This window comes from uncultured Erythrobacter sp. (assembly GCF_947502395.1).
Taxonomy (GTDB): Bacteria; Pseudomonadota; Alphaproteobacteria; order Sphingomonadales; family Sphingomonadaceae; genus Erythrobacter.
Map to the genome: position 1 here is coordinate 380635 of NZ_CANMZM010000002.1, position 16310 is coordinate 396944.

Below are 16310 nucleotides of genomic sequence, written 5' to 3' on the forward strand. Positions count from 1 at the left end.
GCGCTAATCCCCGTCTCCGTGAAATCACTTATATCCCAAATTGAGTTGTTTTTTAAGTGGCAACCCCAAATTTAGGCGACGACATTGTCTTTCTTGACAGTAATCACTTGCGGATAGGTAAATTCCTTCATTCCATCCAAGCCGTACTCCGCACCAAAGCCCGATTGCTTGTGCCCACCAAATGGTGCGAAGGGCGACAAGTGCATGAATTCATTCACCCAAACAGTGCCAGTTTCGAGCTTTTCAGCAATCTCTACGCCCTTATCTGTGTCTGCCGTCCAGACCGCGCCAGCAAGGCCGTATTCTGAATTGTTAGCGCGCTCGATCACCTCATCTTCTGTGGAGAACTTCATCAGAGGCATGACCGGACCAAACTGTTCCTCCGCAACGATACGCGCGTCTTCAGGCGGATTGTCGAGAATGGTGATTGGCACATAATAGCCGGTGCCTGATGGATCTTTGTCCCCGCCAGTGAGGAATTTGTAGCCATTGTCTTTGGCATCCTCGATCAGTTCGAGCACGCGCTCATACTGCTTCTTGTTCTGGATCGGACCGACACCAGTGCCTTGCTCCGAACCATCGCCCACTTTCACATTTGCAGCATACTCCGCGATCGCTGCGGAAAGATCATCATAAATGTCTTCGTGGATGTAGACGCGCTTTGCGGCAATGCAAACCTGGCCTGCATTCTGGAAGCTTGACCAGAACAGTTGCTCCGCCACCTTCTTGGGATCAGCATCGGGAAGCACGATGGAAGCATCATTGCCACCCAGCTCAAGCGTGATGCGCTTCAAATCACTCGATGCGCCTTCCATGATCTTCTTGCCGGTTGCAGTCGAACCCGTGAAGGTGATCTTGTCGATATCCGGGTGGCTGGTAATCATCGGACCCAGCGCATCTTCACCAGTGATTATGTTAACAGTACCAGCGGGCACCTTGTCCGCGATCAGCTCTGCGACGCGCAGTGTGGTGAGTGGAGTAAACGGCGAGGGCTTCAAGACAATGGTGCAGCCGCTCATCAACGCGGGTACGATCTTTTGGATCGCCATCATCAACGGGAAATTCCACGGCACAATGCCACCAACAACGCCAACGGGCACGCGGCGAGTGCGCGAAAGACGTGCGTCTGAATCTTCGCTGATCACGTCTTCGAGCTTGAGCGTCGATTGCGCCGCTGAGATCCCTGCAGCGCCGTAGATTTCTCCCTTCGCTTGCGCATGGGGCTTGCCCTGTTCCGAGGTGAGCAAACGGAAGAGTTCTTCGGCATTTTCCTTGATCGCACCGGAAATCGCCATGCACGCAGCCTGACGCTCTTCATGCGAGGTGTTTTTCCAGGTCTTGAAAGCAGCGCGCGCCGCAGCGACAGCACGGTCGAGGTCATCAGCTCCGCAAGCAGGGACCTGTCCGATCACTTCTTCATTGGCCGGATTGACAACATCCATCCATCCGCCGGTTTCGACCATCTCACCATTGATGAGGTTCTTATACTGGGTGACCATATCTCTCTCCGTCATATGACTCGGGGTAATCCTTGCCAGCCAAGGTGGAGCATCGCCCGCAAAAATCAATTGCCAATTGCAACGGACGGTCACGTGGGCGGTTTCTGCTCTCGCAATATGCATGGTTTGCGCTTTGGCGAGGGCAGGCTATCTGGAGGGCAAACTTGAGGAGACAATTTGATGACCGACGCCGCCCACGATCTTGTGATTTATGGCAGTCCCGTTTCGCCCTTTGCGCGCAAAGCCATGGCTGTCTGCATCGAAAAGGGTGTCGAGTTCGATTTTGAAGCGGTCAACATCATGCCGATGCCCGATTGGTTCAAAGAGATATCGCCCATGCGCCGCATCCCGGTACTGCGCGACCGTTCAGTCGCCGAGGAAGGCGAAGCGGGCACGATCGCGGACAGCTCTGCGATATGTGCTTACATTGAGCGTAAGCATCCAGAGCCCTCGCTCTATGGAGCAACAACCTATGGCCATGGCCGCGCTCTGATGATCGAAGAGTTCGCCGATACGACTTTGGCAATGGCTGGTGGCCTTGGCATTTTTCGGCCGATTTTCTTCTCGCTCATTCAGGGCAAGGAGCCGGATATCGCCAAAGCGCGCGAGACGTGGGCCAATGAATTCCCGCCGATCCTCTCCTATTTGAATGGACAGCTTGAGGGCCGTGAGTTCTTCGTCGATGAGACGCTCACTATTGCGGATATCGCCGTTACGGCTTGCCTGATGCAAGTGGCTTTTGTGGCCGAAATGCCGCTTGGAGACCATCCGGCGCTTGCCGCGCATTACGAGCGTATGGCCGCACGCCCCTCCATAGCTGGCCCCTTCGCGCAAGCAGAGCGCTTTATCCGCAAGCCCTTGCCCGAGCGCGTGCAACTGACCTAAGGCCCATAAGAGTATTCCGGCACAAACACGCAAAAGGGACTCACCCAAACAACATGGCCAAAAACTGGTGCATCGGGATTATCGGAGGCTCGGGTCTCTACGACATTGAAGGGATCGAGGAGGAGCAGTGGCTCGCTATCGAAACCCCTTGGGGTGACCCTTCTGACGAGATTCTCTTCGGCCGCATTGGCAATGTGGAAGTGCGCTTTCTCCCGCGCCACGGACGGGGACATCCCACTACACCCGGTGAACTCAATGCACGCGCCAATATCGACGCGTTAAAGCGTGCCGGCTGCACTGATATCCTTAGTATCAGCGCAGTGGGTTCGTTGCGCGAAGAGATTGAACCCGGGCGCTTTGCGATTGCCGAGCAATTCATCGACAACACCAAGGGGCGACCTTCCACTTTCTTCACCAGCGGATGCGTGGCGCATGTTTCCATGGCCGATCCGGTATGCGCACGCCTGTCCGAGATGGCGACCAAGGCGGTGTCAGCAGCCAAGGGCAAGGTCGCAGTGGGCGCGACTTACCTCGCAATGGAAGGCCCACAATTCTCTAGCCGCGCGGAGAGCCACATGTACCGGGCATGGGGTGCAGACATGATCGGCATGACCGCCATGCCAGAGGCGAAACTCGCCCGAGAAGCGGAACTGCCCTATGCTCTTATCGGGATGGTGACGGATTATGACTGCTGGCGCGAAGGCGAAGACGTGGTCGAAGTGGCTGCTGTGCTGGAGCAGATGCAAAAGAACGGTGAACTTGCCAAAAAGGCGGTGCTGAATTTCATCAAGAGCCTGCCCAAGACCCGCAAAGCCTCTCCCATCGATAAATGCCTTGATACGGCGATGATCACAGCACCATCTGAGCGCGATCCGGAATTGCTGGCTAAGCTTGATGCGGTCGCGGGCCGCGCGTTGAAATTGAAATAGAGGGAGTTCCGGGCATGGCATCTCGGCGTGAATTGTTGAAATGCGGCGCGTTGGGTGCAACCGGAGCTGCTTTTCCAGTGTCCGGTGCCCTGGCGGCGGCCAGCCCTCAGCTTCAAGATTCCAAGATCACCGTACCGCCTCCGATCACCAACGACGAGCGATCCGCTCGCATAAATGCTGCGCAAAGGATGATGCAGGACCAAGGCATCGCCGGCATTGTCGTCGAAGCGGGCACTTCGATGCTCTATTTCTCCGGCCTTGGATGGGGACGCGGCAGTCGCCTCACTGCGCTTGTAATCCCCGCAGACGGTGATGCCGTAGTCATCACCCCCGCCTTTGAGGCGAGCAAGCTGGCAGAACTGATGGTGATGCCAATGGAAGTGCGCACGTGGGACGAGCATGAAAGCCCTACCGCGCTGATCGCAAGCGTTTTTGTGGAGCAGTCGGGCGATGGTTCAATCGGTCTGGAACGCACTACGCGACACTTTGTGACCGAGGGGCTGAAGAAGGACGGCGGCGGACGCGAGATTGTATCGGCCAGTCCCATCGTCTCAGCACTTCGACAGATCAAATCTCGCCAAGAGATCGCCCTGATGCAGGCAGCCTCCGATATCACGATGGCCGCTTACCGCGAGGTTTACCCGCAAATCCAACCGGGCATGGCCGGCAGTGAAATCGGTGCGATGATGAGCGAGGCCACCCATTCGCTTGGTGGGCGCCCAATATTCTCCTCCGCCCAAGTGGGAGAGGCCAGCGCCTATCCCCATGGCTCCAAGAAAGTCTATGAAGTGGCCGAGGGCGAAGTGATCCTGATGGATTGCGGCTGCGATGTGCACGGCTACAAATCGGATATCTCCAGAACCTGGGTACACGGCGAAGCCAATGCCGAGCACCGCCGCGTCTGGGACACGGTCCGCAAAGGGCAAGATATCGTTATGGAGATGGCCCAGATCGGCGGATCATTCGGGGCAATCGATGATGCTGTGCGCGCCTATTACGAAAGCGAGGGTTTTGGCCCCGACTACAGAACTCCGGGCCTCTCGCACCGCACCGGTCACGGCATCGGCATGGATATCCACGAAGACCAATTTGTGGTGCGAGGAAATGAAATCCCGATTGCCACGGGCATGTGCTTCTCAAACGAACCGGGGATTTACCTGCCGGGTAAATTTGGCGTGCGCAGCGAGGATTGTGTTTACATGACCGAGACAGGGCCAAGGCTGTTCACACAACGCTCCACCTCAATCGACAATCCGATGAACCTTGCAGCCTAACGGTCTTTCCAGCGGCCTTTCACAGGCTCAAATTTGTCAACCCGGATCGACTGCCACACGCCACCAGTGACGTAAGGGTCGTCATTTACGGTCGCACGCGCGGATGCTTCGTCGTCTGCCTCGATAATCAAAAGCGAGCCCACAAATTCGCCCCTCGCATTGGTGAGCGGTCCGGCGGCGAGGTAATTCTCGCTGTGTTCTTTCATATGCTCGCGCTGTTCTTTCAGATGCATTTCGCGCAGAGTTTCACTGTCTTCACCATCGCGGCAATAAAAGCAGAATAGGGCCATGGGGTCTCTCCGAGTGCGCGCGCATGTGTCAACGGCTTCGTCTCAGAGCCAGTATCACAAGTGGCGATGCCTTCAAGCGCTACGAAGTTTCAACGCTACACAAGGTGGCTTGATTGCTGGCCCAACTGGGTTCAGTTGGCAAATGACACGCAACTCAAAGGGGTGAGGATTTGAACGCCCGTGACAACATCTGACTTACAGAACTCTGTCATCCAAGCGCTCAACCGGAGCGAGCTCCGACGCGCCTTTCGCGAAGAGGAAGAGGCCTGCATTCGCGAGCGATTGAAGCAGGCCGCCCCCGCCCGAAAGGTGACTGCTCAGGCGGCAGAACTATCAGAAAAACTGATTGAGGGCGCCCGCTCGCATAAAGCCTCGGGAATTGATGCATTCTTGCAGCAATACGGCCTCGATACCGAGGAAGGCATCGCGCTGATGTGCCTTGCCGAGGCGCTTTTGCGCGTGCCCGATAATGCCACCGCGGATGCGCTGATCCGTGACAAGATCGGTGAGATCGACTGGAGTGAGCATCTAGGCGAAAGCTCCTCCACCTTTGTGAATGCCGCAACATTTTCTCTAATGCTCACTGGCGAGGTATTGGAGAAGCCAGAAGCCCACCAAAAAGGCATGGGCCGGGCGCTCAAACGCACCATGAACCGCTTGGGCGAGCCGGTTATCCGCACTGCGACTTTGCAGGCGATGCGCATTTTGGGCGGACAATTTGTGTTTGGCCGCGACATGGAAGAGGCGCTGAAACGCGCGGCCCCTGAACGGGCAAAAGGCCTCACACACAGCTTCGATATGCTCGGCGAAGCGGCGATGACCTTCGCCGATGCCGAACGCTACCGCGCATCGTACGAAGGGGCGATCGAACGGTTGGCCCAAGAGGCATCCGGCAGCATTGGCACATCGCCCGGCATCTCCGTGAAGCTCTCGGCGCTTCACCCGAAATACTCCTATCTGTACGCCAATCAGGCCCGATCCGAGATAGTGCCCATGGTCCGCAATCTCGCGGCAAAGGCGCGCGATGCCAACATCCACTTCACCATTGACGCCGAAGAAGCCGAGCGGCTGGAACTCAGCCTCGATATTATCGAAGAACTGATGGCTGACGACGCACTGTTCCGGCGTGATGATGGCGCTGCTTGGGAAGGCTTCGGACTTGCTATCCAGGCCTATCAGAAGCGGGGCGTTCCGCTGTGTGACTGGATAGCGAAGCTTGCCCGGCGGCATGGTCGCAAGCTGTTCGTGCGCCTAGTCAAAGGGGCCTATTGGGACGCCGAGGTAAAACTTGCGCAGGTGGGAGGGTATGCCGACTACCCGGTCTTCACTCGCAAGGTCGCAACCGACGTTTCATACCTCGCCTGCGCCGCGCGATTGTTTGAGCATGAAGATGTCATCCGCCCGGCCTTTGCAACACATAACGCCAATTCTGTCGCAGTTGTGAAGGAGTTGTCCCAGGGCCGCCCGTTTGAGTTTCAGCGTCTCCACGGCATGGGCGAAGAGCTTTACGAAGCACTCGCCCGGATCGAAGGCAATTCCCAAACTCCGGTGCGTATCTATGCGCCGGTTGGCGGTCATACCGAACTGCTCGCTTATCTGGTCCGGCGGCTGCTTGAAAACGGGGCCAACACCAGCTTCGTCAATCGCATGGGCGATGCAGAGTTTGCGGCGCAAGATCTGGTGCGTGATCCTTTGGCTGAGATCGAATTGCGTTCGCCCAAACGCAATCCCGCTATCCCTTTGCCCGAGGACATTCTGGGCGCACGCTTGAACAGCGCCGGTGTGGATCTGTCCGATCCTCTAGTGCTTGCTCCGTTGGAGAAAAAGCTTGCCGAGCTCTCCGAACTCAAATGGCATGCAGAGCCCACGTTCCCGGCCGATGAAGCGGGAGAAATCGCGCCGATCACAATGCCGCATGACCTTAGCATCGAAGTCGGCACAAGACGCGACAGCACCCCAGAAGAGGTCGATGCCGCTTTCGTGCGCGCGATCAGTATCCAGCCGGGTTGGGATGCCTTGGGTGGCGACAAACGCGCCTTGCTGCTTGAAGAAGCCGCCGACCTGTTTGAGGCTCACACGGCGGAATTTCTCTCGCTTTGCCAACGCGAGGCGGGCAAGACCCTTCTCGACGGAGTAGCCGAACTGCGCGAGGCGGTCGATTTCCTGCGCTACTACGCTGGCGAAGCGCGGCGGCAATTTGAAGATCCCATCCAACTTCCCGGCCCCACCGGTGAAGACAACATGCTGAGGCTGCACGGGCGCGGAGTCTTCGCGACAATCAGTCCTTGGAATTTCCCGCTGGCAATCTTCACAGGCATGGCCTCGGCAGCGCTTGCTGCAGGCAACGCTGTGATCGCCAAACCGGCTGAGCAAACCCCGCTTATCGCAGCGCTCGCCGTAAAACTCTGCCATGAGGCGGGTATTCCGTCAGAGGCTCTGCAGCTCCTGCCGGGTGCCGGAGATGTCGGCCAAATGATCACTAACGATCCGCGCCTTAGCGGTGTTGCCTTCACCGGTTCGACCGAGACCGCTCAGGCCATCAATCGGACGCTGGCAGGACGCGACGGCCCGATCGCTACCCTGATCGCCGAAACAGGCGGACAGAATGCGATGATCGTCGATTCATCCGCGCTGCCAGAGCAGGTAGTGCGCGATGTGCTTGCCTCTTCGTTCCAAAGTGCGGGGCAGCGCTGCTCGGCATTGCGCGTGCTGTATTTGCAAGACGATATTGCCGATGGGATGGTCGAAATGATCCGGGGCGGGTTTGAGGCCTTGCACATCGGCGATCCGGCAGATCTAGCAACCGATGTGGGGCCGGTTATTGATCCGGATGCCCAGGCCGCGCTCGAACGCCATATCGCCCGGCGAGAAGCCTCCGGCCTGAAAGTATGGCGGCGCAAGCTGGGGGACTTCGCCAGCAAAGGATGCTTTGTTGCGCCCACGATCATGGAGATCGGCTCAATCCTTGATCTGAAACGCGAGAATTTTGGCCCAGTGCTCCATATCGTTCGCTTCAAGGCGCAAGAATTGGCCCGGGTGATCGAGGACATCAATGCAACTGGCTACGGCCTGACGCTTGGCCTACACAGCCGGATCGAGGCGACCCATCGCTTCGTCCAGTCACGCGCCCGCGTCGGCAATTTCTACATCAATCGCAATCAGATTGGCGCGATAGTCGAAAGCCAGCCTTTTGGCGGCGAAGGTCTATCCGGCACAGGGCCAAAGGCCGGCGGACCGCATTATCTCGCCCGTTTTGCGACCGAGAGGGTGACCTGCGTTGACACAACAGCAGCCGGGGGAAATGCGAGCCTTCTCGCCAGCTTCTAAGCGCTGCCCGTGTAATCAAGGATTGTGCGATAGGAAAAGAGGCATGCCCCCTCTTTACGCCAACAATATCCCGACCGACCAGCCACATCCTCGCCCTGCGTGGTCTGCTATGGAGTGGCAAGGCCAGTGCCACGTTGGAGTTTCTCAGAGTATGCGCCGCCGCCCAAAGAAGTGGCTGAATTATGTGACTGGGCTAGACCCCAAGCTCGGTCCCTCGCTGATAAGATGATACAGTGTCAGGCTGCTTTCCAACCCCAGGTCAAGTGGTTGGGCGGCACGTTCATCAGGACATATTTCTTATCAATCCGGTCAAAGGCCTGCTCGGTCAATCGTCGCGCTTTCAAGCGGTATTGATAGGTGAGAAAAGCCCCACCGGGTTTCAACACGCGGTAGGTCGCATCGATCATGTCTTCCGCTACATCCTCAGGCAAAGTTGAGATCGGCAGGCCAGAAATCACAATATCGGCAAATTCGTGCCCAGCCTCTTTGACAATCCGCTCAACATCCGTGGCTGAACCTAAGACGGCTTTGAAGCGCGGATCGGCAATCGTATTGGCCAGATGCTCGACATAATGCGCATTGGTATCGATCGCGAGCAGCTGCGCGTCAGCGGGCAGGTGCTTAAGCAAGTGATGGGTAAAAGTGCCAACACCGGGGCCATATTCGACCACGAGCTTGCAATTTTCCCAATCGACCTTCTTCATCATATTGTCGATTGTTGATTTGGACGATGGGAAAACCGCCCCCACCATCCCCGGCTCCTTGATCGCGCCTTGGAGGAACACACCGAATGGCCCCAAAAGTTTGGTACTGAGCTTTACGCCGCCGCGCTTGATGCCCCTTGCGGTTGATTTTGCACTGATATTGCCAGTCATGGCCTATGTGTTTCCCCTAATCCGCGTGAAGAATTCGCGATGCACCCTGACAATCCACGCAATATCATGGACGCGAAGAAGCCGCCAGTGAAGGCCTGATTGCCTATGCAGTGCCCGATATGCGGTGGGCAGACTCATCCGGATAAGTCGAAGGGCCCACCTTGCCCCCGTCACCGCCATCCGGAATCAATGGCCGATGGCAATTCTATCAGACAAATGGATTCGCAAGGCCGCACAGACCCAGGGCATGATTGAGCCCTTCGTCGAGGCGCAGCGACGCGATGGGGTGATCTCCTACGGCCTTTCTTCCTTCGGATATGACGCGCGGGTCGCGCCGGAGTTCAAGATCTTCACCAATGTCGATAGTGCGGTGGTGGACCCAAAGGATTTCGCCTCTAACTCCTTTGTTGATCGCGATATCGATGTCTGCGTTATCCCGCCCAATTCCTTCGCGCTTGCCCGCACGGTCGAATACTTCCGCATTCCGGAGGATGTTCTGGTGATCTGCCTGGGCAAGAGCACCTATGCGCGCTGCGGGATCATTGTGAATGTGACGCCGTTGGAGCCCGGTTGGGAGGGGCATGTGACTCTCGAGTTTTCGAACACTACGCCCCTTCCCGCCAAAATCTACGCCAATGAAGGAGCCTGCCAATTCCTGTTCCTCAAAGGCAATGAGCGGCCCGAAGTGACTTATGCCGACAGAGCCGGGAAATATATGGGTCAACAGGGTGTGACGCTCCCGCGTCTCTAAGCAAGCGCCAACAACAGTGAAGGGGGGCCAAATGTCGATTGCAAATTACCCCTTTTGGCGCGTTGTCCCTTCCGATAACGGTCGCGAAGGTGCTTACACTCTTCCCGTGATGCCCCCCGCCACCGTCGGCCCCGAAGGCGCACCGCACATTATGGGCGGAGTAGCGCTGGCTGCGGCGGTGGACGCTATGGAGCTTGCCAGTGGTCAGCCCATCCTGTGGGCGCACGTCCAATTCCTCAGCCCAACGCAGCACGCCGAGGAACTCACTATCCACTGCGAGCAATGTGGTGGTGGGCAATCGGTGGGGCAATGGATGGCGGAGGCCAACGTCAATGGCAGGCCTACGCACCGTGTCAGCGCAGCCTTGGGCGCACGCGAGCCGAGTGAGAAACTGACTTTTGTGCAAATGCCTGATCTGCCCGGCCCGGACGATTGCGAGCCTACTGACGAAACACGGTGGAGCGCGGATGGCTCACTGATTGACCAGTTTGAAATGCGCCTGGCCAAGCAAGATTCCGACATCGGTTTCAACGCAGTATGGGTGCGCAATGCCGCTGGCTTTGCTAATGACAGCGGATGGCTTGCGATCATTTCTGATTTCTTTCTCGGCGCGCATCCCAAGAGTGCCAACGGTTTCAGCCTAGATGCCACCTTCCGCTTAATCCAATCCGCTCCACCAGGATGGGTGCTCTCGGTCACGCAAATGGGCGCGATCAGCCGCGGTGTGATCCACGGGCAGACTCAGCACTTTAGTGAAAACGGACAGCTTCTCGCGCTCTCCAGCCAGACTGGGGTCTTGCCGCGTATCACCCGGAGTTAGGCGGCAAGCGAATGCCCAAGTTCGGCCACCCCAACCAAAGACTCGCAAATCGCAGCCAATTGCGTACGAAGGAAGGCATTCCGTCCCGGTTTTGCGCTGGGGAGCAAGTCTAGGAGAACAACTGCATGAGCGACACAGAGTTTGACATCATTGTCTATGGCGCAACCGGCTATACCGGGCGTCTGGTCGCCGAATATCTCGTCAACCACTACGGGCCCCGCGACGATGCCCCTAAATGGGCCATGGCTGGTCGCAGTCAGGACAAGCTTGAAGCCGTGCGTGATGAGATCGGTGCGCCTGCTGATACGCCTCTCGTGGTTGCCAATGCAGACGATCAGGCGGATCTGGAGGCAATGTGCGCGCGCACCAAAGTCGTTCTTACAACCGTCGGCCCTTACCAGATGTATGGCGACAATCTGGTTGCAGCCTGCGTCAGCACAGGAACCGATTATGCCGACCTGTGTGGAGAGCCCGCGTGGATGGCCGAGAAAATTGCCGAACATAATGACGCAGCCAAAGCTTCTGGCGCACGGATTTGCTTCTCGAGCGGGTTTGATTCCATTCCCTTCGATCTGGGCGTGTTGATGACTCAGAAAGCAGCAAAGGAACGCTTCGGCGCGCCTTCGCCAAAGATCAGGGGACGCGTACGGGCAATGGCCGGAACGTTCTCAGGCGGCACCGCCGCTAGCCTTGGTGCAACTATGAAAGCGGCGGCGAAAAAGCCCGGCATCATCAACGTGCTGCGCAATCCTTTCGCATTGGCCGAAGGGTTCGAAGGGCCAGGTCAGCCAACAGGCATGGTGCCGATGTATGAGGCCGACCTCGACAAATGGGCCGCGCCTTTTGTGATGGCGCCGATCAACACCAAGAATGTCCACCGCACCAACTTCTTGCTGGGTCACCCCTATGGTGAGGACTTCCAATACGACGAGATGATGCTCACCAGCCCAGGCGAAGCGGGCAAGAAGATGGCCGAAGCTGCGGTTGAGATGATGAAGAACCCCTTCGGCGCAAAACCTCCAAAGCCCGGCGAAGGTCCGAGCAAGGACGAGCGCGAGAACGGATTCTACGATGTGCTGTTCGTTGCCGATGGTCCGGGTGGGGAAAACCTGCACTTCGGCGTCAAAGGCAAATATGATCCCGGCTATGGTTCAACCAGCCGGATGCTGACCGAAACTGGCATTGCATTGCTGCACAACAATACAGGGGGCGGGGTTGGCACGCCAGGGGCGTTTCTTGGTGAAGCGTTGGTTGACCGGCTACAGAGTCACGCGGAGATTCAATTCGCAGTCGAAAACTGATTGCACGCAACACAATAAAAGGGGGCCCGCTAATCTGTCAGCGAGCCCCCTTTTTATTTGTCTGTTGAGCTGGAGTTCAAAAGCTAAGCCGGGCACTTGCTCGAATGTTGCGACCGGCCAATGGAACAAAGTCCTTGGTGAAGCTCGAATGGCGACGACCAGTGGTGTCGAACAGATTCTCACCTGCCAATTGCAACGAGAGGTTCTGATTGTTCTGGAGCGGACGCCAGGTGAGGTAGAGATTGACGAAGGTGAAGCTGTCTGTCGGTGTCTCAAATTCGACCACCGATTCCTGCCCACCGGCATGCTGGATTTCGCCGCGGATATTGAACGCATCGATGTCTGCTTCGAGCGCTCCGAGAAGGCTAAGCGGTGGGATGCGAGGCACCGGTCCACTCAGATCGCCCGACAGTTTCGCCTCCACATATGATGCACGAAGATCTGCGGTGAGTGTATAGCTATCGGCTTCCACCAGAGGGATGTTTGCGTCGGCCTCAAACCCGAAGAATTCGGCACCGGATTGAAGGAACTCAAAGACTGGCAAGTCATCTTCTTCCTCACCGGTAGGGTTCAAGAAGATGTAGTCGCTAAAGGTCTGGAAATAGGCGGCAAAATTCACAGTTGCGTCGCCTTGAGCAAGGCGAATAAAGGCCTCCACACCCCATGCCTCCTCAGTGCCGAGATTGGGGTCACCGATCTCAAAGCTTTGCGTTGCAATGTGCGGACCATTTGCGAACAATTCTTCGCCTGCAGGTGCGCGTTCTGAACGCGAAACGGTCAGGCCAACCCGACCGCGTTCCTCTTCGAGCTCACCCACCAAGGAGACAGCGCCAGAGAAAAGGTTGAAATTCCGATCAACGCCAACTGTCTCGGATTCAACATCAACATTTTCGTAGCGACCGGCAGTTTCAAGTTGAGCAAAGCCAAGGTCAAATTCCTGAACGGTGAACACAGCGAACTGTGTCGTGTCATTTGGCGCCACGAAAGCCTCCTCGCCCACCGCTTCAAAATCACGCGAAGTGAATTGCGCACCGATCACGCCGCCTCCTGTCTGGATGAGTTCCGCTCGCGCTTCGAATGTTTCGGTATCGAAGACTGTGCCAATTTCGGTACCTTCGAATTCAGTGTGGGTGTAGTCGGAATAACCGGCGCGGATTTTCAAGCGATCGGCAAATCCGCCGCCGAGCGCTATGTCGCCTTTGAAATCAAAGCGCCATTGTTCAAGGCCGATGGAGACGGTTTCTGCCTCCTCCTCGCCCTCTTCCTCTTCGCCTTCTTCACCCTCTTCGCCATGATGGCCGCCTTCGGGATTGCCAACGATGCCATAGAATGTGTCGTAATATCCGACCGAAGCGCCAAAGGTTGAATCACCCAGGATCACTCCGATTCCGCCGTTGACCGTGTAAGTTTCCGTCGCGCTGTTGGGGAGGAAGTCTTCCTGAGCCGCTGCTTCGCGAAGCTCGGCTGCTTCCTCAAGCTCGCCTTCCGCTTCTTCTTCAGCTGCATCGGCCAGAAGATCGGCTCGCAATTCTTCTGTCAGCTGAAAGCCGGGAATCTCAAGATCATTGGTCTCACGGTATGAGCCATCGACATGGAACACGAACATTTCGCCCAAGCCAACATCGAGTGAAGCACCGCCGCTGCGCAGATCGCTGGCTGTATCAAAGGCAGTTATCGCATCGACGCGGACGCCATTTTCCGGAACCTCTGTTGGGATCCGGCGGTCGATCACATTGACCACGCCGCCCAGCGCTTGGCTTCCGAAGAGCAGCGCCGTCGGACCGCGCAGGACTTCAATGCGTTCAACTGTCAGGGGGTCAATCGTAGTCGCGTGGTCGGCCGAAGTGCTTGCGACATCTGCAGTGCCGAGACCATCGATAAGAATCCTCACACGCTCACCATCCTGTCCGCGCAAGATCGGACGCGAAGCACCAGGCGCAAAGCTGGTCGCAGAAACGCCCGGCAGCTTGTCGAGAACCTCACCAATCTGGCCATCGAGATTTTGCAGGATTTCTTCGACTTCAAGCGCATCCTGCCCTGCAATAAAGTCGAGCTCTTCCAGACCTTCTGCCGAAACAACGATCGAATTGCTAATTGTCAGAATACTCGAATTAACAGGCAGGTCAGGCGTGCTTTCATTATCGGCTTCGCTTTGAGCGAGTGCTGGCGTCGCAGCCACCGCAAAGGAAAGCGCAGTTGCGACCGCGAGTTGTGAAGTGATGGTTTTCATGAGAAGTTTTAAAATTCCTAGGTGATGTTACACTATATCATTCCTGGAAATCACTTAACGCATTGAAGGCAATCGTCCAGCGCAAACTGCGCCCAGCGCGGAAGGCGTCGCGGAACGTTTGGAGTATGCGGCATAAAAGACACGCTTTACGCCGCGAAACGGCGATGGCGCGAATCTCTGACAATTCTGGATGGATAATGGAGCGGGCGAGGCGATTCGAACGCCCGACCCCAACCTTGGCAAGGTTGTGCTCTACCCCTGAGCTACGCCCGCTCACTGACGCCTTCACAGAGCAGCTGAAACAGCACATCTCTGTCGGGGAGGCGGCGCGATTAGCAGCGAGTGAGAAACCCTGCAACCCTAAAAGACGCAAAAAAACATCTCTTATTCGCGCGCACCCGCTAGCCAGCAGGGATTGCAAGCTTCACAAGGCCGCAAAACGTCCCACATTAGGGGCAAGAACCATTTGGAGCCGCGCCGCGGCACAAGAAGACAGGAGCATACCTTTGGCCAGCATGGGTCTGAACATCGAAGAGCAAAAGGCAGTTGATCGTTTCCGCAAGGAGGTGGTTGAGCCAAGCATGACCAAGCTGGTCATAGTCGACTTCTGGGCGGAATGGTGCGGGCCGTGCAAGGCGCTGACCCCGGTGATCGAGAAAGTCGCTGCGGACTATGCGGAAAAAGGCGTGGTGCTCGCCAAAATCAATGTCGATGAAGAACAATTCATTGCTGGTCAGTTCCAGGTGAAGTCGATCCCGACGGTCTATGCTCTGTATCAGGGCCAGCCCGTGGCCGATCTCACCAGTGCGCGGACTGAAAGCCAGCTGAGCCAGATGCTCGACCAATTGCTGGAGAAATTGCCGATTGAGGCGGGTGCAACAAATGGCGAGGCTACAGGCCCCTCAACGGAAGAGCTCGCTCAGTTTCTTGCGATGGGTGAAGCCGCTTTGAACGAAGGTGATGCTCAGCGCGCCGCCAGCATCTTTGCGCAAGTCGCCGAGTTTGCTGGAGACAATGCGAACGCTCATGCAGGCCTTATCAAATCGATGATCGCGCTCGGGCAGACCGAGGAAGCGGGGCAGGTTCTGGCTGCGATAGAAGCTGATCCCAAACTTGCTACCGATCCCGCGATTGCGGCGGCGAAGAGCGCATTGGAGCTCGCGGCGAGTTCAGTCGATGATGGTGAGCTTGCAGGACTTCGTCAGACAGCCAGGGCCAATCCAGAGGATATGGACGCACTGCTCGCATTTGCCGATGCGGCCTTTGCCGCTGGCGCGCGCGACGATGCCGCAGACACTTTGCTCGCTATGGTCGAAAAGGACCGCGAGTGGAATGAGGGCGCAGCGCGAGAGAAGCTGCTCAAGATATTCGAAGCGACTGGCCTCGAAGACGAGTGGGTTGTGACTACACGCCGCCGCCTGTCCAAGATCCTCTTTGGATAACCCACTGCAATGTCCACCCGCCTATCGATTTTCCCCTTGAGCGGAGCGGTGCTGTTCCCCGGACTGCAATTGCCGCTGCACATATTTGAGCCGCGCTACCGCGCTCTGGTCGGCGATGCTCTTGTCCGGGACCGGCGCATTGGAATGATCCAGCCTCAGCGCGCCGTCGATGGCGCGCCGCTCTACTCGATTGGCTGTGTCGGACGGATCGGTGAGATTGAGGCAATGGATGACGGGCGTTACAATCTCATCCTTGAAGGTCAGTCGCGTTTCAAAGTCTTGCATGAGATGGACGTGGCGACAGCATTCCGTCAGGTGGAAGCCAAGATGATTGAAGACAATGAGAGCGAAACGCTGAGCTTTGCCCAGCGCGGCGGCTTCGAGCGTGAGGCTCGTGAGTTTGCCGATGCGCAAGGCTATAGCGTCGATTGGGATTCGGTAGAGCGGCTAGATGATATGTCGCTGATCAATGGGGTGTCGCAAATTGCGCCGTTTGACCCAGCTTCGAAACAGGCCCTGCTTGAAGCCAACTCATTGACCGAACGATGCGAGCTTCTGGTTCAGTTGATGCAGTTTTTCGGTCGGAGCGACGGCACAGACGAGATCACGACGCTGCAATAGTCCGTGGATTGTGCGACGAATTGTCGCAGGATGATCGTAGGCACTCAGGTCAAAAGTAACTATACG

General features: G+C 56.9%; 13 protein-coding genes and 1 tRNA gene. 9 read left to right on the forward strand and 5 right to left on the reverse strand.

Annotation, left to right across the window (positions count from 1 at the left end; translation table 11 throughout):
- Nucleotides 1-71: 71 nt before the first annotated feature.
- Nucleotides 72-1499, reverse strand: coding sequence for an aldehyde dehydrogenase family protein (locus tag Q0778_RS08120; protein ID WP_298308228.1), 1428 nt, complete (start codon nt 1497-1499; stop codon nt 72-74).
- 180 nt (nt 1500-1679) lie between these two features.
- On the opposite strand from Q0778_RS08120, the gene Q0778_RS08125 reads away from it, so the two are divergent.
- Genes Q0778_RS08125 through Q0778_RS08135 form a run of 3 tightly spaced genes read left to right on the forward strand, consistent with a single transcriptional unit; the run spans nt 1680 to nt 4587 of the window.
- Nucleotides 1680-2384 carry a glutathione S-transferase family protein gene (locus tag Q0778_RS08125; RefSeq protein WP_298335340.1) on the forward strand — a complete coding sequence of 235 codons (705 nt, stop codon included), beginning with the start codon at nt 1680-1682 and terminating at the stop codon, nt 2382-2384.
- A gap of 53 nt (nt 2385-2437) precedes the next feature.
- Nucleotides 2438-3313: an S-methyl-5'-thioadenosine phosphorylase gene (gene mtnP / locus Q0778_RS08130; RefSeq protein WP_298335342.1), complete on the forward strand. Its 876-nt coding sequence runs from the start codon at nt 2438-2440 to the stop codon at nt 3311-3313.
- Between the two features lie 14 nt (nt 3314-3327).
- Entirely contained in the window at nt 3328-4587 is a 1260-nt protein-coding gene (locus tag Q0778_RS08135; protein WP_298335343.1) for a Xaa-Pro peptidase family protein, read from the forward strand.
- Here the strand turns inward: Q0778_RS08135 and Q0778_RS08140 are convergent.
- Entirely contained in the window at nt 4584-4877 is a 294-nt protein-coding gene (locus Q0778_RS08140) for a YciI family protein (protein WP_298307448.1), read from the reverse strand. The genes Q0778_RS08135 and Q0778_RS08140 overlap by 4 nt on opposite strands.
- 180 nt (nt 4878-5057) lie before the next feature.
- Here Q0778_RS08140 and putA point away from each other — a divergent pair, with 180 nt between their 5' ends.
- Complete coding sequence (putA, locus tag Q0778_RS08145) at nt 5058-8204, forward strand: bifunctional proline dehydrogenase/L-glutamate gamma-semialdehyde dehydrogenase PutA (protein ID WP_298335345.1); 3147 nt, start codon at nt 5058-5060, stop codon at nt 8202-8204.
- A 236-nt stretch (nt 8205-8440) separates the two neighbouring features.
- Here the strand turns inward: putA and Q0778_RS08150 are convergent, their stop codons facing one another.
- On the reverse strand, nt 8441-9079 hold the full coding sequence (locus Q0778_RS08150; protein WP_298335347.1) for a methyltransferase domain-containing protein: 639 nt from the start codon (nt 9077-9079) through the stop codon (nt 8441-8443).
- Nucleotides 9080-9275: 196 nt separating this feature from the next.
- On the opposite strand from Q0778_RS08150, the gene dcd reads away from it, so the two are divergent.
- The 3 genes from dcd (at nt 9276) to Q0778_RS08165 (ending at nt 11951) form a co-directional block, all read left to right on the forward strand.
- Complete coding sequence (gene dcd / locus Q0778_RS08155) at nt 9276-9830, forward strand: dCTP deaminase (protein ID WP_298307435.1); 555 nt, start codon at nt 9276-9278, stop codon at nt 9828-9830.
- A 31-nt stretch (nt 9831-9861) separates the two neighbouring features.
- Entirely contained in the window at nt 9862-10650 is a 789-nt protein-coding gene (locus Q0778_RS08160; protein ID WP_298335349.1) for a thioesterase family protein, read from the forward strand.
- Nucleotides 10651-10775: 125 nt separating this feature from the next.
- Entirely contained in the window at nt 10776-11951 is a 1176-nt protein-coding gene (locus Q0778_RS08165) for a saccharopine dehydrogenase NADP-binding domain-containing protein (RefSeq protein ID WP_298335351.1), read from the forward strand.
- A 76-nt stretch (nt 11952-12027) separates the two neighbouring features.
- On the opposite strand, the gene Q0778_RS08170 is transcribed toward Q0778_RS08165, so the two are convergent.
- Nucleotides 12028-14181, reverse strand: coding sequence for a TonB-dependent receptor (locus tag Q0778_RS08170; RefSeq protein WP_298335353.1), 2154 nt, complete (start codon nt 14179-14181; stop codon nt 12028-12030).
- Nucleotides 14182-14379: 198 nt separating this feature from the next.
- A tRNA-Gly gene (locus Q0778_RS08175) sits at nt 14380-14454 on the reverse strand.
- Between the two features lie 242 nt (nt 14455-14696).
- Between Q0778_RS08175 and Q0778_RS08180 the strand changes: the two genes are divergently transcribed.
- Nucleotides 14697-15623, forward strand: a complete 927-nt coding sequence (locus Q0778_RS08180) for a tetratricopeptide repeat protein (RefSeq protein WP_298336134.1) — start codon at nt 14697-14699, stop codon at nt 15621-15623.
- 9 nt (nt 15624-15632) lie between these two features.
- Nucleotides 15633-16244, forward strand: coding sequence for an LON peptidase substrate-binding domain-containing protein (locus Q0778_RS08185; protein WP_298335355.1), 612 nt, complete (start codon nt 15633-15635; stop codon nt 16242-16244).
- Nucleotides 16245-16310: the final 66 nt, after the last annotated feature.